At 56.4% G+C, this 26,891-nt stretch carries 20 protein-coding genes; 13 read left to right on the plus strand and 7 right to left on the minus strand.

What is annotated here, in order from left to right:
• Positions 1-21: 21 nt before the first annotated feature.
• The gene (gene envZ / locus F8R23_RS19435) at positions 22-1,392 is read right to left on the minus strand and encodes a two-component system sensor histidine kinase EnvZ (RefSeq protein WP_112349128.1); all 1,371 of its coding nucleotides are present in this window, start codon (positions 1,390-1,392) and stop codon (positions 22-24) included.
• Entirely contained in the window at positions 1,389-2,108 is a 720-nt protein-coding gene (gene ompR, locus F8R23_RS19440) for an osmolarity response regulator transcription factor OmpR (RefSeq protein WP_004709363.1), read from the minus strand. The genes envZ and ompR overlap by 4 nt, the downstream gene beginning before the upstream one ends.
• A gap of 675 nt (positions 2,109-2,783) precedes the next feature.
• Between ompR and F8R23_RS19455 the strand changes: the two genes are divergently transcribed.
• The 6 genes from F8R23_RS19455 to F8R23_RS19480 all read left to right on the plus strand — a co-directional run bounded on the left by F8R23_RS19455 (position 2,784) and on the right by F8R23_RS19480 (position 9,798).
• Positions 2,784-3,131 (plus strand): fumarylacetoacetate hydrolase family protein, encoded by a 348-nt coding sequence (locus tag F8R23_RS19455; protein ID WP_232810957.1) that lies wholly within the window; start codon positions 2,784-2,786, stop codon positions 3,129-3,131.
• Positions 3,132-3,217: 86 nt separating this feature from the next.
• Entirely contained in the window at positions 3,218-3,691 is a 474-nt protein-coding gene (gene greB / locus F8R23_RS19460) for a transcription elongation factor GreB (protein ID WP_099063498.1), read from the plus strand.
• A 279-nt stretch (positions 3,692-3,970) separates the two neighbouring features.
• Positions 3,971-6,304 carry a Tex family protein gene (locus F8R23_RS19465; RefSeq protein ID WP_112349130.1) on the plus strand — a complete coding sequence of 778 codons (2,334 nt, stop codon included), beginning with the start codon at positions 3,971-3,973 and terminating at the stop codon, positions 6,302-6,304.
• 643 nt (positions 6,305-6,947) lie between these two features.
• Complete coding sequence (gene feoA, locus F8R23_RS19470; protein WP_085119832.1) at positions 6,948-7,172, plus strand: ferrous iron transporter A; 225 nt, start codon at positions 6,948-6,950, stop codon at positions 7,170-7,172.
• Positions 7,173-7,243: 71 nt separating this feature from the next.
• Entirely contained in the window at positions 7,244-9,559 is a 2,316-nt protein-coding gene (gene feoB / locus F8R23_RS19475; RefSeq protein ID WP_129936967.1) for a Fe(2+) transporter permease subunit FeoB, read from the plus strand.
• Positions 9,559-9,798 (plus strand): FeoC-like transcriptional regulator, encoded by a 240-nt coding sequence (locus F8R23_RS19480; protein ID WP_112349132.1) that lies wholly within the window; start codon positions 9,559-9,561, stop codon positions 9,796-9,798. Before feoB ends, F8R23_RS19480 begins: the two co-directional genes overlap by 1 nt.
• Before the next feature lie 42 nt (positions 9,799-9,840).
• Here F8R23_RS19480 and F8R23_RS19485 read toward each other — a convergent pair whose 3' ends face one another.
• Both F8R23_RS19485 and bioH read right to left on the minus strand, forming a co-directional pair.
• Positions 9,841-10,125: a YdgH/BhsA/McbA-like domain containing protein gene (locus F8R23_RS19485; protein ID WP_099063494.1), complete on the minus strand. Its 285-nt coding sequence runs from the start codon at positions 10,123-10,125 to the stop codon at positions 9,841-9,843.
• 246 nt (positions 10,126-10,371) lie between these two features.
• Positions 10,372-11,166, minus strand: coding sequence for a pimeloyl-ACP methyl ester esterase BioH (gene bioH, locus F8R23_RS19490; RefSeq protein ID WP_151415908.1), 795 nt, complete (start codon positions 11,164-11,166; stop codon positions 10,372-10,374).
• Between the two features lie 42 nt (positions 11,167-11,208).
• On the opposite strand from bioH, the gene gntX reads away from it, so the two are divergent.
• Positions 11,209-11,892, plus strand: a complete 684-nt coding sequence (gene gntX / locus F8R23_RS19495) for a DNA utilization protein GntX (protein WP_129939102.1) — start codon at positions 11,209-11,211, stop codon at positions 11,890-11,892.
• Between the two features lie 67 nt (positions 11,893-11,959).
• The gene (nfuA, locus tag F8R23_RS19500) at positions 11,960-12,535 is read left to right on the plus strand and encodes a Fe-S biogenesis protein NfuA (protein ID WP_012147309.1); all 576 of its coding nucleotides are present in this window, start codon (positions 11,960-11,962) and stop codon (positions 12,533-12,535) included.
• Between the two features lie 81 nt (positions 12,536-12,616).
• On the opposite strand, the gene malQ is transcribed toward nfuA, so the two are convergent.
• Positions 12,617-14,707: a 4-alpha-glucanotransferase gene (gene malQ, locus F8R23_RS19505; protein ID WP_151415909.1), complete on the minus strand. Its 2,091-nt coding sequence runs from the start codon at positions 14,705-14,707 to the stop codon at positions 12,617-12,619.
• 9 nt (positions 14,708-14,716) lie between these two features.
• On the minus strand, positions 14,717-17,122 hold the full coding sequence (gene malP / locus F8R23_RS19510) for a maltodextrin phosphorylase (RefSeq protein WP_151415910.1): 2,406 nt from the start codon (positions 17,120-17,122) through the stop codon (positions 14,717-14,719).
• Positions 17,123-17,665: 543 nt separating this feature from the next.
• Here malP and malT point away from each other — a divergent pair.
• The 5 genes from malT (at position 17,666) to glpD (ending at position 24,362) form a co-directional block, all read left to right on the plus strand.
• A complete protein-coding gene (gene malT, locus F8R23_RS19520; protein ID WP_151415911.1) occupies positions 17,666-20,380 on the plus strand; it encodes an HTH-type transcriptional regulator MalT in 2,715 nt (904 codons plus the stop codon).
• Between the two features lie 82 nt (positions 20,381-20,462).
• A complete protein-coding gene (gene glpE / locus F8R23_RS19525; protein ID WP_112349138.1) occupies positions 20,463-20,789 on the plus strand; it encodes a thiosulfate sulfurtransferase GlpE in 327 nt (108 codons plus the stop codon).
• Positions 20,790-20,953: 164 nt separating this feature from the next.
• Positions 20,954-21,790 (plus strand): rhomboid family intramembrane serine protease GlpG, encoded by an 837-nt coding sequence (gene glpG / locus F8R23_RS19530; RefSeq protein ID WP_112349139.1) that lies wholly within the window; start codon positions 20,954-20,956, stop codon positions 21,788-21,790.
• Positions 21,791-21,826: 36 nt separating this feature from the next.
• Positions 21,827-22,585 carry a DeoR/GlpR family transcriptional regulator gene (locus tag F8R23_RS19535; protein WP_020837378.1) on the plus strand — a complete coding sequence of 253 codons (759 nt, stop codon included), beginning with the start codon at positions 21,827-21,829 and terminating at the stop codon, positions 22,583-22,585.
• Between the two features lie 268 nt (positions 22,586-22,853).
• On the plus strand, positions 22,854-24,362 hold the full coding sequence (glpD, locus tag F8R23_RS19540) for a glycerol-3-phosphate dehydrogenase (protein ID WP_099063486.1): 1,509 nt from the start codon (positions 22,854-22,856) through the stop codon (positions 24,360-24,362).
• A 43-nt stretch (positions 24,363-24,405) separates the two neighbouring features.
• Here the strand turns inward: glpD and glgP are convergent, their stop codons facing one another.
• Entirely contained in the window at positions 24,406-26,853 is a 2,448-nt protein-coding gene (gene glgP / locus F8R23_RS19545; protein ID WP_112349140.1) for a glycogen phosphorylase, read from the minus strand.
• Between the last annotated feature and the right edge of the window lie 38 nt (positions 26,854-26,891).

Raw genomic sequence — 26,891 nt, forward strand, 5'->3', positions numbered from 1 at the left:
GGTAGCCTCACTGTCAGGGGATCAGGCGTTATCTTTCACAGTCTGATTTCCGTTGGCAGACTCTTTCTTCTCCATCGGCAACGGAATATAAGCCCTGATCAACAACCCGCCGCGTTCGCTGGTGCCAATATCCAAAGCGCCGTGATGACCATCGATAATACGTTGTACGATAGCCAGGCCAAGCCCGGTTCCGCTGGTGCTACGTGCGCTGTCGCCACGGACAAACGGCTGCAGCAGATGTTTCAACTCTTCCGGTTTAATGCCCGGGCCGTCGTCTTCCACCTGGAACCAGCCGCGCTGCAGCTCACGCCCACTACTGACTTTGATCCAGCCGTTGCCGTAACGTGCCGCATTCACCACCATATTCGCCGCCGCACGCTTGATCGACAGCGGATGCACATTCATCATCAGTTCACCCGGTGCCATGGCGGTTTCGATAACCCGCTCATAGCCACTCTCGGCCGCGACCACCTCACCCAGAATGCCATTCAGATCGCTTAACTCGGTCTGCATCTCCTGGCCGGTGCGCAGATAGTCAATAAACTGCTCAATGATGGCGTTGCACTCTTCAATGTCTTTATTGATCGACTCTGCCAGATAGCCGTCTTCGGCACTCATCATCTCGGTTGCCAGACGGATGCGCGTCAGCGGTGTACGCAGGTCGTGGCTGACGCCGGCCATCAGCAGCGTGCGGTCATCCGCCAGTTGCTTAACGCCCGATGCCATCTGATTAAAGGCCCGTGTTACCGAACGCACTTCGGATGCGCCGTATTCACGCAACGGCGGCGGAATGATGCCCTTGCCGACCTGCAGAGCTGCATGCTCCAGCTCCACCAGTGGGCGGTTTTGGATACGAATAAACAGCCAGGCACCGCCTATCGCCAACAGCATAATTGCCAGGGTATAACGGAACAGCGGCGAGAAATCGCCCTGGTGAATCTCAGTCAGCGGAACGCGCACCCAGATATCCGGCTGCAGCCAGGTTTTCAGCCACACCACCGGTGAGTTTTTGTTCACTTCCACCCGGACGTCGGTGGGCCCACCAAGCTGCTGAGCCATTTGCTGGCTGAGGAATTGATAGTGCTGCGCCCAGCGCAGACCGCTCTCCTCCGCCGCCGAATTGGTATAGAGAGAAATCCCCAGTTCGCGATAGATTTCACGACGGAACGCTGGCGGCACCTCCAGCAAGGTACCATCCTCCAGTTGCAGCTTATCGGTCATCAGCATACGAACTTCGTAGGCCAATACCTTGTTGAACTGCTGCAAACTGGGCAGGATGGCGAAGTTCAGCACCACCAGATAGGTCGTCACCAGGCTGACGAACAGCAAGGTGACGATCAATAGCAGGGTTCGGGCAAACGAGCTACGCGGTGAAAAGCGCAATCGTCTCATGCCTTGCTGCCGTCCGGGACGAAGACGTAGCCAAGACCCCAAACGGTCTGGATATAACGTGGATGCGCAGGATCTTCCTCAACCATACGGCGCAGACGAGAGATCTGCACGTCGATGGAACGTTCCATTGCACTGTATTCACGGCCGCGAGCCAGGTTCATCAGCTTGTCACGCGAAAGCGGTTCACGCGGATGGCTCACCAACGCCTTCAGTACCGCGAACTCACCGCTGGTTAACGGCATAGGCTCGTCTTCGCGGAACATTTCACGGGTACCCAGGTTCAGTTTGAATTTACCAAAGGCAATCACCGCCTCTTCTTGCGAAGGGGCGCCCGGCAGTTCATTGGCCTGGCGGCGCAATACCGCACGGATACGGGCCAGCAGTTCACGCGGGTTGAACGGTTTTGGGATGTAATCATCAGCGCCGATTTCCAGGCCGACGATACGATCGACTTCTTCACCTTTGGCGGTCACCATGATGATCGGCATTGGGTTGCTTTGGCTACGCAGACGGCGACAGATAGAAAGCCCATCTTCGCCCGGCAACATCAGATCCAGCACCATCAGGTGGAAGGATTCACGTGTCAGCAAGCGATCCATTTGCTCAGCGTTAGCCACGCTGCGAACCTGAAAACCCTGTTCGGTTAAATAACGCTCTAAAAGCGCGCGCAAGCGCATGTCATCATCGACGACCAGAATCTTATGATTCTCTTGCATTGTATTACTCCCAAAGGCTGTATTGCCTGACGTGAATATTGTTAAAAAACCATGCCAATTCGGACAGCGATTATTGGTATATATTCTAGTCTAAATTGTTACAAAGCTTATTCTTTTACCGAGTTATCAATATCTTTCATTCAACAAGCCAATTAATCCACTCGATATTGTCTCGTTTCGCCGGAAAAAGCGCCCTCAGCCACTCGGCAAAATGACATCATCGTCGCGGGCTGCAGGGGACTGTCGCTCAAATTAACGACGTATTTATAAGCTGATTAACCCTGACTCCGGCTATCGTACCGTCAGTCTAAGCCGGGAGTGACAATGCACCTAATGTTCTGCCGCGCATTCATCAGCGGTATTTTCATCATCGCGTTGGAACAAGCCGCGTATTTCCCCCGTAGCCATTGATTGCCGCGATCATGATGAGCACGTTCATGCCATCAGTCTGCGTTACATAAACCCGGCCAACCGATTGGGCCATTCCGACCCTCGGCACCGTCATCACGCTGCTGCCCAAGGGGTTTACCAGTCTTTATCAGCCTGGCAATGCCAGCCAGGTACTGGTGGTGATGGAGGGGGGGCTGGAAATACGGCTGACAGGAGGGATCCACTTCCGGTTAAAACCGAAAGATATCTTTGCGCTGCCTTCATGGCTCAGCTATCGGCATAGACATGACCGTCCGCGGTTCGGAATTTCCCTCTTTCCGGAAGTCGGCCGATGGGTTTTCGGTGTTGGGCCCGTGGATTGTCACCCCTGACGAAATCGGCGATCCGAACGCGTTGGATCTCAGTATTCGGGTGAATGGCCAACTCAGGCAGCACTCCAACACCCGCCACCTGATTTATAACGTACAGCGCCTGATTGCCTATGCCTCGACGATGTTTACCCTGTGGCCGGGCGATGTAATTTATACCGGTACGCCGTCCGGCGTCTCGCCGATACAGGCCGGTGACCGTATCGAGGTCAGCATCGAGCGCATCGGTGCGATGTCGGTCACGATAGCCGACAGCACACCCTGACAAACCCTATTTTCGATGCCTCTGGCCCCGTATCTGTCGTACACTTCGCGCTATAGGTTCCACTATTGCCACGGTAACAAGCTTGTATGAGAACACCGCTGATCACCCGTGAAGGGTACGACAAACTTAAACAAGAGCTGGATTACCTCTGGCGGGAAGATCGGCCAGAGGTCACCAAAAAAGTGACCTGGGCCGCCAGCCTTGGCGACAGAAGTGAAAATGCCGATTATCAGTACAACAAGAAACGGCTGCGGGAGATCGATCGCCGCGTGCGCTACCTGACCAAATGCCTCGAGCAGTTGAAGGTCGTCGACCATTCGCCGCAGCAGGAAGGTAAAGTGTTCTTTGGTGCCTGGGTAGAGGTGGAAAACGAAGACGGTGAGATTAAACGCTTTCGCATCGTCGGCTATGACGAGATTTTTGGCCGTCGGGACTATATCTCCATCGATTCACCGATGGCCCGCGCTCTGCTGAAAAAAGAAGTGGGTGATGCCGCCACGGTCAACACCCCGGCGGGAGATGCGCTGTGGTATGTGAATGAGATCGAGTACGTAAAATAGAACTGACGACTGACATGTCTATATTAGGGAGAGCGTGCCGAAGGGGTCGTAGCGGGCTTGCCCACCAGAGTGCCCCTCGGTGCGCTAGGCCCGAGTATCTCGGACTAAAATCAAACTTATAAGATTTCGGCTTTTTCCTAGCGGGCGTCCGCCGCCGCAGTACAGGCCGCTTTACGTGCCATGGCTGCCGAGAGGCGGCCCGCTTCACTGGCATTTTCCGCGCGCAATCCGTATAACTGTCCCCCTGTTTACTCACCATTATCAACAGATACCAGACCTATGAATGACCCACTGAGCCGCATTATTGCAACAGAACTGCAGGCCCGGCCGGAGCAAGTTGACTCCGCCATCCGTCTGCTGGATGAAGGTAATACCGTGCCCTTTATTGCACGCTATCGTAAGGAAGTCACCGGGGGTTTGGACGATACCCAACTGCGCCAGCTGGAAACCCGCCTGGGTTATCTGCGTGAACTGGAAGACCGCCGTCAGACCATCCTTAAATCGATCGACGAGCAGGGCAAACTGACCGAACAGCTGGCGGGGGCGATCACCGCCACGCAAAGCAAAACCGAACTCGAAGACCTCTACCTGCCTTACAAACCCAAGCGTCGTACCCGTGGACAGATCGCCATCGAAGCCGGTCTGGCCCCATTGGCGGACAGCCTGTGGCAGGATCCTCAGCAGCAGCCGGAAACGTTGGCCGAAGGCTACGTTGACGCCGACAAAGGCGTGGCGGACGTGAAAGCCGCCCTCGACGGGGCGCGTTACATCCTGATGGAGCGCTTCGCTGAAGACGCTGCGCTGCTGGCCAAGGTTCGTAATTACCTGTGGAAGCATGCGCATCTGGTCTCCAAAGTGGTGGAAGGCAAAGAAGAAGCCGGCGCGAAATTCCGCGACTACTTCGATCACCATGAACCTATTGCCCAGGTGCCTTCACACCGTGCGCTGGCCATGTTCCGTGGCCGCAACGAAGGCGTGCTGCAACTGGCGCTGAACGCCGACCCACAGTTTGAAGAAGCTCCGCGTGAAAGTCAGGCGGAACAGATCATCATCAGCCATCTCGATCTGCGCCTGAATAACGCCCCGGCAGATGCCTGGCGCAAAGCCGTGGTCAACTGGACCTGGCGCATCAAGGTGCTGCTGCATCTGGAAACCGAACTGATGAGTACCGTGCGCGAACGTGCGGAAGATGAAGCAATCAACGTCTTCGCCCGCAACATGCACGATCTGATGATGGCCGCACCGGCCGGCATGCGCGCAACCATGGGGCTGGATCCGGGCTTGCGTACCGGGGTGAAAGTGGCGGTGGTGGATGCCACCGGCAAACTGGTCGCCACCGACACCGTCTATCCGCACACCGGCCAGGCCGCCAAAGCCGCGGCCATCGTCGCGGCACTGTGCATCAAACACAAAGTGGAACTGGTCGCCATCGGCAACGGTACCGCATCGCGTGAGACCGAGCGTTTTTACCTTGATTTGCAACAGCAGTTCGGCGAAGTCAAAGCGCAGAAAGTGATCGTCAGCGAAGCCGGTGCCTCGGTGTATTCCGCCTCCGAACTGGCGGCACTGGAATTCCCTAACCTCGACGTCTCGCTGCGTGGCGCCGTCTCTATCGCCCGCCGCCTGCAGGATCCGCTGGCCGAGCTGGTGAAAATCGATCCGAAATCCATCGGTGTCGGTCAGTACCAACACGATGTCAGCCAAAGCCAACTGGCGAAAAAGCTGGATTCGGTGGTTGAAGACTGCGTGAACGCCGTTGGGGTCGATCTGAACACCGCCTCAGTGCCGCTGCTGGCCCGCGTGGCTGGCCTGACGCGCATGATGGCGCAGAATATCGTCACCTGGCGTGATGAGAACGGCCGTTTCAGCAACCGTGAACAGCTGTTGAAAGTCAGCCGTCTGGGGCCAAAAGCCTTTGAGCAGTGCGCCGGCTTCCTGCGTATTAACCACGGCGAAAACCCACTGGATGCCTCGACCGTTCACCCGGAAACTTACCCGGTAGTCGAACGCATTCTGGCTGCCACCCACCAGGCACTGCAGGATCTGATGGGTAACCCGGTAGCGGTGCGCAGCCTTAAGGCCAGCGATTTCACCGACGAGAAGTTCGGCATGCCAACGGTGACCGACATCCTGAAGGAGCTGGAGAAACCGGGCCGCGATCCGCGCCCTGAATTCAAAACCGCCACCTTCGCTGAAGGCGTTGAAACCCTCAATGACCTGCAGCCGGGCATGATCCTGGAAGGTTCGGTGACCAACGTGACCAACTTCGGTGCCTTTGTGGATATCGGCGTGCATCAGGACGGCCTGGTACATATCTCCTCGCTGGCGGACAAGTTTGTCGAAGATCCACACACCGTGGTGAAAGCCGGCGACGTCGTCAAAGTGAAGGTGATGGAAGTTGACCTTCAGCGCAAACGCATCGCGCTGAGCATGCGTCTGGACGAGCAACCGGGGGAAGGTTCGCCGCGCCGTGGCAGCAATTCCGCCCCGGCCAAGGACAATACAAACCGGGCACCGGCCAATAAGGCCAAACCGCGTGGCGGCAACAATACCTCGGCGGGTAACAGCGCCATGGGTGATGCGCTGGCGGCGGCATTCGGCAAAAAATCTTAATCAGACCCTAACCCGGCGAATGGGATGCAGGGCGGAGTTCACTCCGCCCTTTCCTGCCGAAATATCCCCGCGATTTTTGACCCGCCTCAATAAACCTGTATTTTTCTCTAATCTTACCAACGGCTATAACGCCCCCATGTTTTAGGTCTGAAAATAGCGTTGTATCGCCATCGATTAACACCGTTATTAACATCATGTTCCCATTTCGCCATTTCCCAGAGAAACACAAATAGTTACCGCTCGTATTCAGTCGACGAGATGTTGCCAAATAAATACCAATATGGGTGCTAACCGATCAAAGCTGCCGAATTTGTCGCTAATTTTTTCAAACTGGAAAAAATCACTACAATCACGTAACTGATTTAACTCACCATTCGCATTTGCGCCCCGCCAAACCGGGTGATAAAAGTAGTCCTGTCAGGCGGTCTCGATGGTTAAATGTGTTCGCCACAACTTTTGGTTACCAATACCCCTATTTTTTGTATTGAATACGATAATGATTCTCACTATTATTATTGTGCGTGTTCACTGCATTACCTCATGGATTGAAAACGTCGGCAGCCCGTCATATTTACCGCGGCGCTTCCTTTGGAACGTTCTTTTATCATCATCGGCCCAATAAGCTGGGCTCAGGGAAGGTTACATGCATCTTCTGCCTAAACGGTCGTATAAGATCGCCGGCTTCGCCAATGAAATCGGCCCAGCCTACCGCCAGAAACTGTTATCACTCGGCATGCTGCCGGGCTCGTCGTTTGAAGTGGTACGCGTCGCACCACTGGGTGATCCCATAGAAATTAAAACCCGCCGCGTCAGTCTGGTGCTGCGCAGGAAAGATCTGGCCCTGATCCTGCTCGACGACCCATCCTGACGCGGAGTCGCCTTGCCTTGGCCTCGCGCATCGCCTGGCCCCATTTCCCTTGACTGATATCACGCAACATTATGAAAAAACTCACTATTGGCTTAATAGGAAATCCTAATTCCGGTAAGACTACGCTGTTTAACCAGCTGACCGGGGCGCGCCAGCGGGTCGGTAACTGGGCGGGCGTGACGGTGGAGCGTAAAGAAGGCCTGTTCACCACGCCGCAATCCCAGGTCAAACTGGTCGATCTGCCCGGCACCTACTCCCTGACCACCATCTCGGAGCAAACCTCACTCGACGAGCAGATCGCCTGCCACTACATTCTGAGCGGCGACGCCGACCTGCTGATCAACGTGGTCGACGCTTCCAACCTGGAACGCAACCTGTACCTGACGCTGCAACTGCTGGAGCTGGGCATTCCCTGCATCGTCGCGCTGAACATGCTGGATATCGCCAGAAGTCAAAAAATTGATATTGATATCGCCGCCCTGTCCGCACGCCTCGGCTGTCCGGTGGTACCGCTGATCTCCACCAAGGCCGATGGTATTGGCGTACTCAAGCAGATGATCGACAATCATCAGTTCAACGAATTGAAAGCGCTGGTGCTCTACCCGCCGGTGCTGCTGAAAGAAATGACCACGTTGAGCGATGCCATGCCACAGAACCTGCCAAGTGAGCAGCGCCGCTGGCTGGCACTGCAGATGCTGGAAGGCGATATCTACAGCCATACTCTAGCCGGCCCGGCGGCGGCCCTGCTGCCGGCAGCCAGAGAGGCACTGCGACAACAGCAACAGGAAGACCCGGCATTAGTCATCGCCGATGCGCGCTATCAGTCGATCGCCACTCTGTGTGACGCCGTCAGCAATTCGCAGCAGGCGATACCAAACCGCCTGACCGAAGCCCTGGATAAAGTGATCCTCAACCGCTGGCTGGGAGTGCCGATCTTCCTGCTGGTGATGTATCTGATGTTCCTGCTGGCAATCAACCTTGGTGGTGCGCTGCAGCCAATTTTCGATATCGGTTCTGCGGCCATCTTTATACAAGGCATTCAATGGCTGGGTTACACCCTGCATTTCCCTGAATGGCTGACTATTTTCCTGGCACAGGGGGTCGGTGGCGGTATCAACACCGTGCTGCCACTGGTGCCGCAAATCGGCATGATGTACCTGTTCCTGTCGTTCCTCGAAGACTCGGGCTACATGGCTCGGGCAGCCTTCGTGATGGATCGCCTGATGCAGGCACTCGGGTTGCCCGGGAAATCTTTCGTGCCGCTGATTGTCGGCTTTGGCTGCAACGTGCCATCCATCATGGGCGCACGCACCCTGGATGCGCAACGCGAACGCCTGATTACCATCATGATGGCCCCCTTCATGTCGTGCGGTGCCCGGTTGGCCATCTTCGCCGTCTTTGCCGCCGCCTTCTTCGGTCAGGACGGGGCGGGCGTGGTGTTCTCTTTGTATATGCTCGGCATTGTGGTGGCGATCCTCACCGGATTGGTGCTGAAGTACACCATCATGCGCGGCGAAGCCTCACCCTTCGTCATGGAACTGCCGGTCTACCACGTGCCACATCTGAAAAGCCTGCTGCTGCAAACCTGGCAGCGACTGAAAGGCTTCGTCCTGCGTGCCGGTAAGGTGATCGTGATTGCCAGCATCTTCATTGGCGGCCTGAACAGCTTTTCGTTCAGCGGCAAACCGGTAGATAACATCAATGATTCCGCACTGGCGTCGGTGTCCAAGGTGCTGACACCGCTGCTGCAACCGATGGGCGTGCACAATGATAACTGGCAGGCCACCGTCGGTCTGGTAACCGGCGCCATGGCGAAGGAAGTGGTAGTCGGCACACTGAACACGCTGTACACCGCCGAACATATCAATAATACCGAATTTGATGCCACCAACTTTAACCTGCTGGACGAACTGGGCGGAGCACTGAATACCACCTGGCAGGGGCTGAAAGACACCTTCAGCCTGAGCGTGCTGTCCAACCCGATTGAGGCCAGCAAGGGCGATGGGGAAATGGACGTCGGCTCAATGGGCGTGATGAGCAGTAAATTCGGCTCCGGGGTTTCCGCCTACAGCTACCTGATTTTCGTGTTGCTTTACGTCCCTTGTGTCTCGGTCATGGGGGCTATCGCCCGTGAATCCAGCCGCGGCTGGATGACCTTCTCCATTCTCTGGGGGCTGAATGTCGCTTACTCCCTGGCCACGCTGTTTTATCAGGTCGCCACCTTCAGCCAGCATCCGCAGTACAGCCTGACAGCAATCGCCATTGTGGTGCTGTTCAATCTGTTGATTCTGTTCGGCCTGCGTCGGGCACGCAGCCGGGTAACGGTGCGGCTGGGCAATGCTACACCAGCAACCTGTTGCCAGGGTGCCAAGGGGGACTGTCACTGATGGCCGGCCTGCTGCAGATCCGTGATGCATTGGCGCTGCACGGCAACGTGCAAGCGCTTCAACTCAGCCGTCAGTTGGCGGCCCCGCTGCCGTTAGTGCAGGCCATGCTGGAGCGTTTAATCGCGATGGGGAAAGTGGAGCGTATCGAGCAGGATAACAGCGCCTGCCTGAGTGGCAGTTGTAAAAGCTGCCCAGAGGGCCAGGGATGCAGTACGGTGGTCTATCGTTTGAAGTCATAAGGATCGGGGCGCGGCACAGGCGCGCCCCTGTTCAATCAATCGTTATTGCTTGTCTTTATACACGTCAGCGATAGCACTGAACTTGCCGTGCTCACGGCCAGCCAGAATTACGTAGTATTGCCCGCCTTTTTCATCAGCCAGTTTGGACAGCTCTTCTTTTGCATCCATTGGCGACGTGGTTTGTGCGGTAGTGGTTACTGTACCCACTTTCTCGTATTTACCCGGATTCTTGTCCAGATCTTCCTTAGTCAGCAGGGTCGCTGCCAGGGTGCTGAAAGACACAGAACCTACAACTAACGCGGCAATAATCATTTTCAAAGATTTCATTACAATACCTCTCAATGGATAATTTATTTATTATGAAAACTGTCCAGGGTAAGTGCGCCATAATACCGGCTGCCGTGACATCTTCTGACCCCGTTGCTTTCCCTGACGAGAGCCGTTTTCCCAGAGACGAAACGCCAAAGTAAAAAAACCGTGAACGGTTTTTTCATTTCCCAGCCAACGCAGTTACCCCCCTAAGTATCGGACAGGTTTATTTTTTATCCACTAAGCAGCTCTTTTTTTAACGCTTTATTGTGCGTTTTGGCAGCGGATCCCACTTTCGGCCACAAAGGTGCAGATAATTTCAGCGAATTCATCAGGCTGGGAAATAAATGGCGCATGGGCCGCTTTGGCAATGATGATTGAAGACGAGTGTGGCCAACTGACGTCGAGTAACCCGGCCACCTTACGCGGCACTAATCCGTCCAGATGACCATAAACCCGCAACAAAGGCAGCGACAACTGCGTCAACGCTTGACGCAAGTCAGCAGTCCGCAATATTTCAAGCCCACCGTTCAGGACTTCAACACTCGGCGTCGGCTGGTTAAGCACCACCGATTTCAGCAGGCGGGCGTCCTGCCGTGCGCTTTCCGTTCCCAGCGTCTGTAATGCCAGAAAACGCTCTACGGTACGCTGAAAATCCTGACTCAACTGATGCTGAAAACCGCTCAGTACTTCTGGGCGGATCCCCGGCCAGTCATCCTGTGCCGTAAAGCAGGGCGAAGAGGCCACGGTGATCAGCCCACGTACCCGCAGCGGTTGCATCAGCGCTATCTGACTCGCCACCAGCCCGCCGAGCGACCAGCCTAGCCACCATGCCTGGGCCGGCGCGGCATCCAACACGATTTCCGCCATTTTCTCGAGCGACATGGCAGCAAACCCCTGGCTGCGGCCATAGCCCGGCAAATCGACCAAATGCAGGCGAAAATGCGGCGTCAGTCGCTCAAGCATGCAACTCCACACTTCTGCATTCAGTCCCCAGCCGTGCAGCAGCACAAGATCGCGATCGCCTTCACCTATTGTTTGCCAGTACAACGCTGTCATCCGTTATTGTCCTTTCATTCTCATCCGTCAGGGAGGACGGCTATGCTATCAATCTGCAGCCGCTGTTGGCTATGCCGACAACCATTGCATCTTAGTCGTCAGGGTATCTGCAGCTACTGCCTGCGCCAAATGGCCGCCAAACCGCTGTGCTGTCCCCGCTGCGGGCTGCCCGCCGGCGATACGGTATTGCCCTGTGGCCGCTGCCTGCAACAGCCGCCCCCCTGGCAGGCGTTGGTGTTCGTCAGCGACTACCAGGCCCCGTTGCGCCAACTGATCAAAAAATTCAAGTTTCAGCACGCGCCGGAACTGGCACCGCTGCTGGCACGGTTAATTTTGCTAAACTGGCAACGGGCGCATCGAGAGCAATATCTGAACAGACCCGATGTGATTTTAGCAGTACCCTTACAGGCTAAACGTTGCTGGCGTCGCGGCTATAACCAGAGCGATTTGCTGGCGCGGCCGCTGGCGTACTGGCTGGGCTGCGACTACCGCCCCGCCGCCCTGAGCCGGGTGCGTAAAACAGCCCCACAGCAACGGTTGCCGGCCCGTATGCGGCGGCGTAATCTACGCGGTGCATTTCGCTGCCATGAATCTTTGGCGGGTCGACACGTCGCCCTGCTGGACGATGTGGTGACGACGGGCAGTACGGTGGCAGAAATTTCCAGGTTGTTACAGCGGCAGGGAGTCGCATCAATACAGATTTGGTGCGTTTGCCGCACGTTGTAGTGCCAAGGCAATGGGCGTATTATAACCTAGTATAGAAGTCAACTATTTGAACTAACGAGCTAATGCCATGATTCGTATAACAGATACTGCACAGGAACACTTTGCCAAACTGCTGGCAAATCAAGAGGAAGGCACCCAAATCCGCGTATTCGTGATCAACCCGGGTACGCCTACAGCCGAATGCGGTGTCTCTTATTGCCCGCCGGACGCGGTTGAAGCGACAGACACCGAGCTGAAGTTCGAAAAGCTGTCCGCCTATATCGACGAACTGAGCAAACCTTATCTGGACGATGCCGAGATCGACTTCGTCACCGACCAACTGGGCTCGCAGCTGACGCTGAAAGCGCCAAACGCAAAAATGCGTAAAGTGGACGACAACGCACCGCTGATGGAGCGTGTTGAATACGTACTGCAGTCACAGATCAACCCACAGCTGGCAGGTCACGGCGGCCGTGTTACGCTGATGGAAATCACTGATGACAGCCTGGCGATCCTGCAGTTCGGTGGCGGCTGTAACGGGTGTTCAATGGTCGATGTGACCCTGAAGGAAGGCATCGAAAAAGAGCTGCTGCAGAAGTTCCCTGAACTGAAGGGCGTGCGCGATTTGACCGAGCATCAGCGCGGCGAGCACTCTTACTATTAATCCCCTGTTTTAGGGCCTGATGCCCCACAGCGGATAAAAAATGCCGGATTCGGTTCGCCCAATCCGGCATTTTTACGTCAATTACCCTACCGAAACCTTACGTCGCCGTTTGTCCAAATCCTTCAGTAACCGGTTGACGTGCTGATCGGCAAACATCTCCTCCAGCGTGTGGGTCAGTTTACGTCGCCAGTTCGGGTACTGATCGCTGGTTCCGGGAATATTGACCGGATCCACCATGTCCAGCCAGTCTTCCGGCTGCAGACCCAGCAACGCGCTGGCGCTGTCGGCGACATAACGCTGTAAGCCTCGATTAAGCAACGGGCTCATATTCAACAACGCCGCCTTTTTGCCTACCTTCTGCGGCACACAACCATAGTGGTGCAGCCCGTCCAGCAACCCCTGCTTGGCTCGCTCACGGTCGGCAAACAGCCCTTTCAGGATCTCCGCATCCGGATACAGCCCCAGTTGGTTGCCCAACTGCAGGTCACCGCTTTGCCAATAGCCGCGCAGCGTCGGCAGATCGTGCGTGGTAATGGTTGCCATGGCCTGCACCGGATAGGCCTGCGGTGCGCGAAAGCGATTCTCCCCGTCACGCTCGAAATACAGCACCTTATAGGAGTAGACGCCGCTGTCGCGAAGCTTGCCGACAATCTCAACCGGAACGGTACCGAGGTCTTCGCCAATCACCATACAACGGTGGCGTTGGCTTTCCAGCGCCAGCACCGCTAACAGATCGTCCACCGGGTATTTCACATAGGCACCGTGAACCGCGGTTTCACCGTAGGGTATCCACCACAGACGCAGTAACGCCATCACGTGGCCAATGCGCAGTGCGCCGCAGCTGGTCATATTGGCACGCAGCAGATCGATAAACGGCTGGTAGCCCCGCGCCGCCATCACATGGGGATCCATCGGCGGCAGGCCCCAGTTTTGCCCCAACGGGCCCAGAATATCCGGCGGTGCACCCACCGAGGCTTTCAGACAATAAAGCTCGCGCTCGCACCAGGTTTCCGAACCCCCTTCCGCCACGCCGACCGCCAAATCGCGGTATAGGCCAATCGGCATCTGCTGTTGCTGGCTCTGGCGGAAACAGTCGGCAAACTGGCTGGCCGCCAACCATTGCAGCCACAGGTAAAACGTCACCTGATCCTGCTGTTGCTGGCAAAATTGCTTCACCGCAACGCTGTCGCCCTGCTGATATTGCTCAGGCCAGGCCGGCCAGCCCCATAAGCTACTGTCTTTGGCAACCAGATGGGCGTGCAGCGCATCAAAGGCGGCCTGTTGATACAGGCTGTCACCACCGTCGAGAACAAACTGCTCAAATGCCTGACGCTGCTCGTCACCCGCTTTACGTGCCTGGAACAGCGGGAACGCCAGCTTTAGCGCCGCCAGCTTTAGCTGCGTCACCGTGCTGTAATCCACCCGCTCGCTGCTACGCGCCGCGGCCAGTTTTTTTTGCGTGGCCGGTTTCAGCCACCATTGCTGCGCGGCGTCATTGCGCTGGAAATCTTCCACCGCGTTCACATCGATATAAATCACGTTCAGCCAGCGCCGCGATGACGGGCTGTACGGGCTGGCGCTTTCCGGATTAGCCGGATACAGTGCGTGGATCGGGTTCAGCCCGACAAAAGCGCCGCCTCGTTCACCGACCTGCTCCACCATCTGGCGCAGATCGCCAAAATCACCGATACCCCAGTTACGATTGGATCGCAGGGTGTAAAGCTGGACGCAAGCGCCCCACAGCTTCTTTCCGGTCAGCAAGGCATCCGGTTCATAACAGCGTTTCGGCGCCACAATCAGTCGACACTGCCACTGCAGCTCGCCCTGCCTCAGCGTCAGTTGGTGATAACCCGGCGGTAACTCGCCCGGCAGGGTAAAGGTTTTACGCGCGCTGGCACGCCCTTGTTGCTGGCCGCCATCCTCACGCAGCAACGTCCACAGATACTCACCGCTGCCCGCCAATGGTAACGCCACCGGCGCACCCTGATAGAAGACCTTCACCGCCGGTAGCGGCGTCACTGCAGTCCCCTGTGGGGTCGTAGTGCGTCCCATGGCATCCAGCAGTCGGCGCTTGGTGTCCTCAGCGATCGCCTGCTGTTGACCGTGGGCATTAATATAATCGGCAGCGATACCCGCCTGAGCGGCCGCTTGATCGATGACCTTACGATCCATTCGCTCTCCTTAACGCTTAGCTTGCCAGATGCGCTGCTGGTAGTCGCGGATCGAGCGATCCGAACTGAACATTCCGACACGCGCGGTGTTAAGAACAGTACGACGCGTCCATTCATCACGGTCACGATAGAGTTCGTCTACCTGCTGTTGAGCTTTGCAGTAAGAAGCAAAGTCCGCCAGCACCAGGTAAGGGTCGCCCCCTTCCAGCAGACTGTGCAGCATCATGTCGAAGGCATGCTTGTCGCCATGGCTGAATGCACCACTTGCCAGTTCGTCCAGGATCGCCTTCAGGTGCTTATCTTTCTTGCGGTAGCTGAGCGGATCATAGCCTTTCGCCAGCAACGCCTTTACCTGATCCACGGTATTGCCGAAGATAAAGATATTGTCTTCGCCCACCTGCTCGGCGATCTCCACGTTAGCACCATCCAGAGTGCCAACGGTCAACGCGCCATTCAACGCCAGCTTCATGTTGCCGGTACCGGAAGCCTCTTTGCCTGCGGTCGAGATCTGCTCGGAGATATCCGCCGCCGGGATCATCAGTTCAGCGACGGACACACGGTAGTCAGGAATAAACGCCACTTTCAGTCGATCCTTCACCAGCGGATCGTTGTTGATCTTTTCCGCTGCCTGGTTGATCGCATAAATGATGTTCTTCGCCAGATAGTAGCCCGGTGCCGCTTTAGCGCCGAACAGAAAGACCCGCGGCACGATATCCAGCTGCGGGTTATCGCGCAGTTGGCGATACAGCGACAGAATGTGCAGCAGGTTCAAATGCTGGCGTTTGTATTCGTGCAGGCGTTTGATCTGCACGTCGAAAATCGCATCCGGGTTCAGCGTCAGCCCCATCACGTCGTGCACGTAGTTGGCTAATATGACTTTGTTATCGCGTTTAATTTGCTGATAACGCTGACGGAACGCCGCATCATCGGCGTATTTCTCCAGCCCCTTCAGGGCATCGAGATCGTTCGCCCACTCCACATTCAGCGTTTCATCAATCAGCCCTGACAATGCCGGGTTGCATTGCTTCAGCCAACGACGTGGCGTGATGCCGTTGGTGACGTTATGGAATTTGTTTGGCCACAGTTGGTGGTATTCCGGGAACAGGTCCTTCACCACCAGATCGGAGTGCAGCTGAGCCACGCCGTTGACCGCAAAGCCGCTGACCACGCACAGATTAGCCATGCGCACCTGTTTGTCATGGTGCACCGCCAGTTTGGCCCATACTGCGTCGTCACCCGGCCAGTGTCTATCCACCAGCTTTTTGAAATTGGCGTTGATCTGCTTGATGATGGAGAAATGACGTGGCAGCAGGCTGCGCACCAGTTTCTCATCCCAGCACTCCAGCGCTTCCGGCATCAGGGTATGGTTGGTGTAGGCGAAAGTTTTACTGGTAATCGCCCAGGCGGCATCCCAGTCCAACTGATGTTCATCCAGCAGAATGCGCAACATTTCCGGAATGGCGATGGTCGGATGGGTGTCATTCAACTGGATCACTTCGTACTTCGGCAGGTCTTCAATCTTGCGCCCTGCCAGATGGTGCTTACGCAGAATATCGGCCACCGAACAGGCGCACTGGAAGTATTGCTGCATCAGGCGCAGGCGCTTGCCCGCCTGGTGGTTGTCATTCGGGTACAGCACCTTGGTCAACCTGGCGGCTTCTACGCCCTGCTTCTCCGCCTGAAGGAATTTGCCGTCGTTGAAATCACTCAGATCAAACGGATGCTGATGGGTCGCCTGCCACAGGCGCAGCGGCTGGGTCACGCCATTACGGAAGCCCAATACCGGCAGATCCCAGGCTTCGCCGCGCAGGGTAAACTCAGGACGCCACAGTTCGCGGCCATCGGCCAGTTTTTCCAACTTCCCACCGATGCCGACATCCACCGACAGCGCCGCATTGTGACGGAACCACGGGTAGCTCTCGCGCTGCCAGTTATCCGGGGCCTCTTGCTGCTGGCCGCCGCTAAACGACTGGCGGAACAGCCCATACTGGTAATTCAGCCCGTAGCCGGTGGCCGGTTGCTCCACCGTCGCCATCGAATCCAGGAAGCAGGCCGCCAAGCGCCCCAGCCCGCCATTGCCCAACGCCGGATCGGTTTCCTGCTCCAGCAGGTCTGCCAGCTTGATATTCTGTTCCGCCAATGCCTGCTCAACGGTGTCGTACCAGCCCAGGTTAATCAGGTTGTTGGCCGTCAGGCGACCAATCAGAAACTCCATCGAAATGTAGTTCACATGGCGCAGCGGCTTACTGCTTTGACGCGGCGCAGGCTGCGCCGCAAGCTGTTCGGCCAGTGCGCGGCTTACCGCTTCCCACCATTGGTGCTGGGTCATCTGTTGTGCAGAACTGAGGCCAAACTGTTGCCACTGACGGGTCAGTGCCGCCAGAAAAGCATCCTTTTTAAGCGTAGGCTGTGACATAAGGAAAACTCTCTATCCAGTAAGTGGGTCAAATTACCGTTATCGTGCCGGGGAGAAACAGTGAAGGCATCATCCCGCCTGGGGATTAGCTGGGGAGGAGGATTGGGGCGTAGCTAAAATTGTGATCTCAGGCACTTTTTGACTCCCTTGCATCATGCAAAAAAGCCCACCGACGAAGGCAGCGAGCACTGAGAATGCGGTGAAAACTTGTGCAATGACGTTAGCATAGTTATTGCGCCGGCTATAGTGGCGCAGATTGCCAGAAATGCTTTTCTGCATCTGCGTCACCAAACCGTGCCACACCACGGCTATTCCACAAGGATTTGCCTGCAAACGTAAAAAAGTGTGATCAATAGCAATTTAACTCCAAGCCAATGCTGAACCTTGTTGCAATACGTTTAACGTTGTCAGAAGTTAGGAGGGGGATTAATTACGAGCCATAAAATAATTAGCCTCACTCCGATCCCGGCAGGCGTCACGATGAAAAAACGCCATCGGGCAGGCCTACGGCGGCGGGAACCGCGCTTTTCACTCTGGAATACTATGCTGATCCCATCAAAACTGAGCCGCCCGGTACGGCTGCAAAATACCGTGATCCGCGATCGCCTGTTGGCCAAATTGGCCAGCGCGGCCAACTATCGTCTGACATTGGTCAATTGCCCTGCGGGATATGGAAAAACGACGCTGGTCGCACAGTGGGCGGCCGGCAAATCAGACTTAGGCTGGTACTCGCTGGATGAGAGCGACAACCAGCCCGAGCGTTTCGCCAGCTATTTGATCGCTGCCTTGCAACTCGCCAGCGGCGGCCACTGCGTGAAGAGCGAAGCGCTGAGCCAAAAACATCAGTACGCCAGCCTGTCGGCGCTGTTTGCCCAGTTGTTTATCGAACTGTCTGACTGGCACCAACCGCTGTACCTGGTGATTGATGACTACCACCTGATCACCAATGATGTCATTCACGAAGCCATGCGCTTTTTCCTGCGCCACCAGCCGGAAAACCTGACGCTGATCCTGCTGTCCCGTACCCTGCCCCCGCTGGGTATCGCCAACCTGCGCGTGCGCGACCAGTTACTGGAAATGGGCACGCAACAACTGGCGTTTACCCATCAGGAAGCCAAACAGTTCTTCGACTGCCGCCTGGTCGCACCAATGGAGCAACAAGACAGCAGCCGCCTGTGCGATGAGGTCGAAGGTTGGGCCACCGCGCTGCAGTTGATCGCCCTGTCTGCCCGGCAGTCTACCTCTTGCGCCCAACAGTCGGCCAAACGCCTGGCCGGGCTGAACGCCAGCCACCTGTCGGATTATCTGGTGGACGAAGTGCTGGATCACGTCGACGCCGAGGCACGCGCCTTCCTGCTGCGCTGTTCGGTATTGCGCTCCATGAACGATGCGCTGATCGTACGCCTGACCGGCGAAGACAATGGCCAGCAACGGCTGGAAGAGCTGGAGCGCCAGGGGTTGTTTATCCATCGTATGGACGACAGCGTCGAGTGGTTCTGCTTCCACCCGCTGTTCGCCACTTTCCTGCGTCAACGCTGCCAATGGGAGCTGGCCCTGGAACTGCCCGGCTTGCACCGTGCCGCCGCCGAAGGCTGGCTGGCATTGGGTTACCCGGCAGAGGCGATTCACCACGCACTGGCGGCCAGCGACGTCAGCATGCTACGCGATATCCTGCTGCAGCACGCCTGGTCACTGTTCCATCACAGCGAATTGGCCCTGCTGGAAGAGTGTCTGAATGCACTCCCCTATGAACGGCTGATTCAAAATCCCAAGCTGGCACTGCTGCAGGCCTGGCTGGCACAGAGTCAACACCGCTACAGCGAAGTGAACACCCTGCTGGAGCGGGCTGAACAAGCGATGCGCGAGCAAAAAATTGAGGTTGACCGCACCTTGCAGGCCGAATTTGACGCCCTGCGCGCCCAGGTGGCGATCAACGCCGGTAAACCGGAAGAAGCCGAGCGTCTGGCCACCGAAGCGCTGAAGTTCCTGCCACTTTCCAGCTATTACAGCCGCATTGTCGCCACTTCGGTGACCGGCGAAGTCCATCACTGCAAGGGCGAACTGGCCCGGGCGTTGCCGATGATGCAGCAAACCGAGCAAATGGCCCGGCGTCATCAGGCATACCACTATGCGCTGTGGGCGCTGTTGCAGCAGAGCGAAATTCTGATTGCACAGGGTTTCCTGCAGGCCGCCTACGAAACACAGGACAAAGCTTTTGAGTTGGTGCGTGAACAGCACCTGGAACAGTTGCCGATGCATGAGTTCCTGCTGCGCATCCGTTCGCAGATCCTGTGGTCATGGTCGCGGCTGGACGAAGCGGAAGATGCGGCCCGCGAGGGCCTGAAAATCCTGGCCAACTACCAGCCTCAGCAGCAGCTGCAATGCATCGCCATGCTGGCAAAATGTTCGCTGGCGCGTGGCGATTTGGACAATGCCAACGCGCACATGCAACGTTGCGAAGTACTGTTGCACGGCACCCAGTACCATCGCGACTGGCTAACCAACGCCGATAAACCGCGGGTGATCCACTGGCAGATGACAGGTGATACCGCGGCGGCGGCCCAATGGTTGCGTCAGACCGAAAAACCCGGCATGGCGGACAACCACTTTATGCAGGGCCAGTGGCGCAACATTGCCCGGGTGCAAATCATGCTGGGCCAGTATGAAGAGGCCGGGGTAGTGTTGGACGAACTCAACGAAAACGCCCGCCGTCTGCGACTGGTCAGCGATCTGAACCGTAATCTGCTGCTCAGCAACCAACTTTATTGGCAAATGGAACGCAAAAGCGACGCACAAAAAGTATTGATGGAGGCGCTGTCACTGGCCAGCCGCACCGGATTTATCAGCCACTTTGTCATTGAAGGCGAAGCGATGGCGCAGCAGTTGCGCCAACTGATCCAGCTCAATACGCTGCCGGAGCTGGAAAACCACCGCGCCCAACGTATTCTGCGCGACATCAACCAACATCATCGGCATAAGTTCGCGCATTTTGACGAGAACTTCGTCGATAAGCTGTTAACGCACCCGCAGGTGCCGGAACTGATCCGCACCAGCCCGCTGACGCAGCGCGAATGGCAGGTACTGGGGCTGATTTACTCCGGTTACAGCAACGACCAGATTGCCGGCGAACTGGCAGTGGCGGCCACCACCATCAAAACCCATATCCGCAACCTGTACCAGAAGCTGGGCGTGGCCCACCGACAGGAAGCGGTACAGCAGGCTCAGCAGTTGCTGAAGATGATGGGCTACGGCGCTTAAAAACCACAGTATTGCTCTGGTCTTAATTGCCTCGGAGTTGGTTACAATAGCGACATTACTAATTACGAGGCAGTCGGAAGTCATGGAACAGTTTGAAGCGATCAACGTTGAGCAGGCGTACAGCCGTTGGAAAGACGGCAGTGCCGCCCTGGTCGATATCCGCGATCCACAGAGTTTTGAAGCCGGGCACACGCCAGGCGCTTTTCACCTTACCAACGCCAGCCTGCAAACTTTTATGCAGCAGAATGACTTTGAGCGACCGGTGATGGTGATGTGCTACCACGGCAACAGCAGCCGCAGCGCAGCGCAATACCTGCTGCATCAGGGGTTTGACGCGGTGTACAGCATCGACGGCGGCTTTGAGGCCTGGGCGCGTCAGTACCCGCAGGACGTTGAAACCTCCGTATAATCCTTTCCCGACCCTGCGGCGGGTTCCTATCTCGCGCCGTTAGTGAGTGTTTTTACTGGTTTTTCGCAGATCCTTTGCCTGCGCTCAGGATTTCGACGGTATAATCGGCCGTCAACGCCGTCGGGTCACCGGCGGCTAAAATCATTCACTTAGACGGAAGAGCAATGGTTAGAGTAATCGCCGTATCCAATCCCCGCCTGGCGCAGGCCTTTGTCGACTACATGACGACACAGGGCATTGAGCTAAAGGTGCACAAGACCGGCGAGGCGGCGGAAATCTGGCTGGCAGATGACCATCATCTGGAGCAGGTTCAGCACGAGCTGCAGCAGTTCCTGATCGACCCGCTCAACAGTCGCTATCGCGCCGCCAGCTGGCAGGCCGGTAATACCGACGCCGATCTGCACTACCAGGGCTTTTCCTACCTGCAAACCCTGCGCAGCAAAGCCGGGCCGCTGACGCTGAGCGTGATGGTGCTGTGCATTGCGGTCTATATCCTGATGCAGGCGCTGGGCGACGACAGGGTGATGTACTGGCTCTCCTGGCCGCAAAACAGCAGCCAGTACCTGCAGCTGTGGCGCTGGGTCAGCCACGCTTTCTTGCATTTCTCACTGCTGCATATCACCTTTAACCTACTGTGGTGGTGGTATCTCGGCGGCCCGCTGGAAAAACGCCTCGGCGCCGGCAAACTGTTCGTGCTGGCGGTGGTCTCGGCCTTCTTCAGCGGCTGGGCGCAGTCACTGTTTAGCGGTGCCCTGTTCGGCGGCCTGTCCGGCGTGGTCTACGCGCTGATGGGTTACTGCTGGCTCAGCGGTGAAAGAGCGCCGGAACGCGGCCTGATGCTGCCGCGCGGCCTGATGGTGTTTTCAGTCTTGTGGCTGGTGGCGGGATATTTCGATATTTTAGGAATGTCGATCGCTAACGCGGCACACGTGGCCGGTTTAGTGTTAGGGTTATTGATGGCATTTTGGGACACGCGTCATCGCGCGCACAACGAACAATAACAGCCAGGTACAAGCCAGGCGTTTTAGGGGATTACCGTGAAGCAAACACAGCGTCATGACGCTATTATCGAGCTGGTGCGCCTGCAGGGTTATGTCAGTACGGAAGAACTGGTCGAACATTTTGACGTTAGTCCGCAAACGATTCGCCGTGATTTAAATGACCTGGCCGATCAGAACAAAATCCAACGCCACCATGGTGGGGCAGCCTTGCCTTCCAGTTCGGTCAACGCCGCATACAACGATCGTAAAGTGATGTGGTCGGAACAGAAAGCGCGTATCGCCCAACGTGTCGCCAGCCAGATCCCGGACGGGGCCACGCTGTTTATCGATATCGGTACCACACCGGAAGCGGTAGCCCATGCGCTGATGAACCACAAGAACCTGCGCGTGGTGACCAATAACCTGAACGTCGCCACCCTGCTGACCGCCAAAGAAGACTTTCGTCTGATCCTCGCCGGCGGTGAAGTCCGCACCCGCGATGGCGGTATCATGGGTGAGGCCACGCTGGACTTTATCTCCCAGTTCCGTCTCGATTACGGCATTCTGGGCATCAGCGGCATCGATATGGATGGCTCGCTGCTCGAATTCGACTATCACGAAGTGCGCACCAAACGCGCAATTATCGAAAACTCACGCTGTGTGATGCTGGTTACCGACCATTCCAAATTCGGCCGCAACGCGATGGTAAACCTCGGTAATATGAACCTGATCGACTACCTGTTTACCGACCAACTGCCGCCACCGAGCGTGATGAAAATCATCGAACAATACGACGTACAGCTCGAGCTTTGCTAAGTCTTTCCTACCGCTGTTAAACCCAATGGCGCCGCCCATTGCGCCCTTCATGCCTGCCATTTTATTACGGGGTTCAGCCTGCTGAACCCCGTAATTCCTGACGCCAATACCCCCTCTTTTTGTATAACTACTATCATCAAACTGTTACCTCTATCACGCCTAAATGTTTTTGTTTGGTTAAGTCTTGGCTTGTTTGTTGGTTTTTGATTACAATCATGAGCGAAAACGAACATGAAAGAGCTATTTCGAACATCTGGAGGAAGTTGACGTGGAAACCAAAGACTTGATCGTTATCGGTGGCGGCATCAACGGTGCCGGCATCGCGGCCGATGCTGCCGGGCGCGGGCTGTCCGTTCTGCTACTGGAAGCGCAAGACTTGGCCTGTGCTACGTCTTCCGCCAGTTCCAAACTGATCCACGGTGGCCTGCGCTACCTGGAACACTACGAATTCCGTCTGGTGAGCGAAGCGCTGGCCGAACGTGAAGTGCTGCTGAGACTGGCACCACACATTGCCTTCCCTATGCGCTTCCGCCTGCCGCATCAGCCGCACCTGCGCCCGGCCTGGATGATCCGTATCGGCCTGTTCCTGTACGATCACTTGGGCAAACGCACCAGCCTGCCAGGCAGCAAGGGTTTGCGCTTTGGACCAGAATCGGTGCTGAAGCCTGAGTTAAAGCGCGGTTTCGAATATTCTGACTGCTGGGTCGACGATGCTCGCCTGGTGGTACTGAACGCCCAGGAAGTGGAGAAACGCGGTGGCGAAGTGCGCACCCGCACCAAAGTGACCCGCGCATGGCGTGAAAACGGCCTGTGGATGGTGGAAGCGGTCGACGTCGACAGCGGCAAAACCTTTACCTGGCGCGCCAAGGGGCTGGTAAACGCCACTGGCCCGTGGGTGAAACATTTCTTCGACGACGGCCTGAAGCTGAAATCTCCTTATGGTATTCGCCTGATCAAGGGCAGCCACATCGTGGTGCCGCGAGCACACGATCAGCCGCAATCCTATATTCTGCAGAACGAAGACCACCGTATCGTCTTCGTGATCCCATGGAATGACGAATTCTCGATCATCGGCACCACCGACGTGGAGTATCACGGCGATCCGAAAGACGTGAAGATCGACGATAACGAAATCAACTACCTGCTGAAAGTGTATAACGATCACTTCAAGAAGCAGTTGGGCCGCGACGATATCGTCTGGACTTACTCTGGTGTGCGTCCGCTGTGCGACGACGAGTCAGACTCACCGCAGGCGGTAACCCGTGACTATACGCTGGACGTGCATGACGAGCAGGGAAAAGCGCCGCTGCTGTCAGTGTTCGGCGGCAAGCTGACCACCTACCGCAAGCTGGCTGAGCATGCGATGGAAAAACTGGCGCACTACTACCCTGGCTGCGGCCCGGCGTGGACCAAAAACGGTTCGCTGCCAGGTGGCGACATCGGTGGCGATCGCGACAGCTACGCCGCAAAACTGCGCCGTGAGCACAGTTGGTTGCCGGAGTCCCTGGCACGCCGCTTTGCACGCACTTACGGCAGCCACAGCGAGCTGATCCTAGCCAATGCCAATAGCCTCAGCGACCTGGGCGAAGATTTCGGTCATGGCCTGCATGAAGCCGAGTTGCGCTACCTGATCGACAAAGAGTGGGTAGTGGAGTTGGATGACGCGATTTGGCGCCGTACCAAACTGGGCATGTGGTTGGACGAAGCGCAGCAGGCACGGGTGAAAACCTGGCTGGCAGAACACGTGAAAGCAAAGACCTTGTCTCTGGCATCGTAACTCGCCAAACGTAAAAAGGGCCGGATATCCGGCCCTTTTTCATTTACAGCTTGATCGGTTTGATGTGCCAGATTTCGTCCGCATATTCCTGAATAGTGCGGTCGGAAGAGAAGTACCCCATGTTGGCGATATTCAATATTGCCCGCCGCGTCCAGTCATCCTGATTACGGTACACCTCATCCACCTTGTCCTGCGTATCCACATAGCTGCGGTAATCCGCCAGCAGTTGGTAGTGATCGCCCAGGTTAACCAGTGAATCAAACAGGTTGCTGTAGCGTTTTGGCTCCTCAGGACTGAAAACCCCGGTAGCAATCTGGGTCAACGCCTGATGCAACTCGGGATCCTGCTCATAGTAAAGGTGCGGGTTGTAACCGTTGCGTCGCAGCTCTTCTACCTGCTCGGCGGTATTACCGAAGATAAAGATGTTCTCCTCCCCCACATGCTCCAGCATCTCGACGTTGGCACCGTCCAGCGTGCCGATGGTCAGCGCACCGTTAAGCGCAAACTTCATGTTACTGGTGCCGGACGCTTCGGTGCCCGCCAGTGAGATCTGCTCGGAAAGATCTGCCGCCGGAATGATCATCTGCGCCAGGCTGACGCCGTAGTTCGGGATAAACACCACTTTCAGCTGGGTATGCACTCGCGGATCGTTGTTGATCACTTTGGCGACATCGTTGATCAAGCGGATGATCTGCTTGGCAGCGTAATAAGCCGAGGCCGCCTTGCCGGCAAAGATCACCACCCTTGGCACCCGCTCGGTTTCCGGATCCTGTAGCAGACGGTTATACAGCGTGATCACGTGCAGTACGTTGAGCAACTGCCGTTTGTACTCGTGGATACGCTTGATCTGTACATCAAACAGCGCGTCCGGGTTGACCACCACATTCAGCGTTTTGGCGATGTAGGTAGCCAGTCGCTCCTTGTTCTGCCGTTTGGCGGCCTGCACCGCCTGCAAGAAGCTCGGGTAATCGACATTGGCCTTGATCTCGCTCAGTTGACTGAGATCGGTGCGCCAGGTCTGTCCGATGCTGTCATCCAGCACGGCGGAGAGCGGCCGGTTAGCCAATCCCAGCCAGCGGCGCGGCGTAACCCCGTTGGTTTTATTGCAGAAGCGATCGGGGTAAATATGGGCGAAATCGGCAAACAGCGATTGCACCATCAGCTCGGAATGCAGCGCGGAAACGCCATTAACCTTGTGGCTGGCTACCACTGCCAGCCAAGCCATGCGCACCCGACGGCCATTGGTTTCATCAATGATCGACACTCGCGCCAGCAGATCGTTATCGCCCGGCGCGACCTCTTGTACGTGCTTGAGGAAGTGATCGTTGATCTCGAAAATCAGCTGCAGGTGACGCGGCAGGATCCGGCCGATCATATCCAGCGGCCAGGTTTCCAGCGCTTCGCTCATCAGCGTGTGGTTGGTGTAGGAGAACACCTGCTCCACCACTGCCCAGGCATCCAGCCAGCTGAATTTATGCTCGTCGATTAAGCGGTGCATCAGTTCCGGGATCGACAACACCGGGTGGGTATCATTCAGGTGAATGGCAATCTTGTCCACCAGGTTGTCGAAGGTCTTATGCATCGTCCAGTGGCGGTTGAGGATATCCTGCACCGTGGCCGACACCAGGAAATACTCCTGCCGCAGGCGAAGTTCGCGCCCGGAAGAGGTTGAGTCATCCGGGTACAGCACACGCGAAACGTTTTCAGAGTGGTTTTTATCCTCAACGGCCGCAAAGTAATCGCCCTGGTTGAATTTACCCAGGTTGATCTCATTACTGGCCTGGGCGCTCCACAACCGCAGCGTGTTAGTGGCGTCGGTATCGAAACCGGGGATCACCTGATCGTAAGCGGTGGCAATGATCTCTTCGGTTTCTACCCAGCGCGCCTTGGCGCCTTCCTGTTGGATCCGTCCGCCAAAACGCACCTTATAACGGGTGTTGTGGCGCGGGAATTCCCACGGGTTGCCGTATTCCAACCAGTAGTCTGGTGACTCCATCTGCTGACCGTTGACGATATTTTGTTTGAACATGCCGTATTCGTAGCGAATGCCATAGCCACGTCCCGGCAGCGCCAGCGTCGCCAGCGAATCAAGGAAACAGGCTGCCAGTCGTCCCAGGCCGCCGTTACCCAACCCTGGATCGTTCTCTTCCTCCAGCAACTCAGCCAGGTTCATGCCCATCTCATTCAACGCGTCGTCGATATCCTGATAAATTCCCATCGACAGTAAGGCGTTGGACAGCGTACGACCGATCAGGAACTCCATCGACAGGTAATATACCTGGCGCACATCCTGTGAAAGTTGCGCACGGTTAGAACGCAGCCAGCGCTCTACCATACGGTCGCGTACCGCAAACAACACGGCGTTCAGCCAGTCATGCTCGGTAGCGATAGCCGGGTCCTTGCCGACAATAAACATCAATTTATAGGCGATGGAGTGTTTCAGCGCTTCAACACTGACCGTGGGTGAGGTGTAACTAATCGGTAACGTCATAGTTTTTCGATCCCAAGTGCGTGATTGCCCGTCGCCTT

The sequence above is a fragment of the Serratia proteamaculans genome (assembly GCF_008830365.1).
GTDB classification, from domain to species: domain Bacteria; phylum Pseudomonadota; class Gammaproteobacteria; order Enterobacterales; family Enterobacteriaceae; genus Serratia; species Serratia proteamaculans.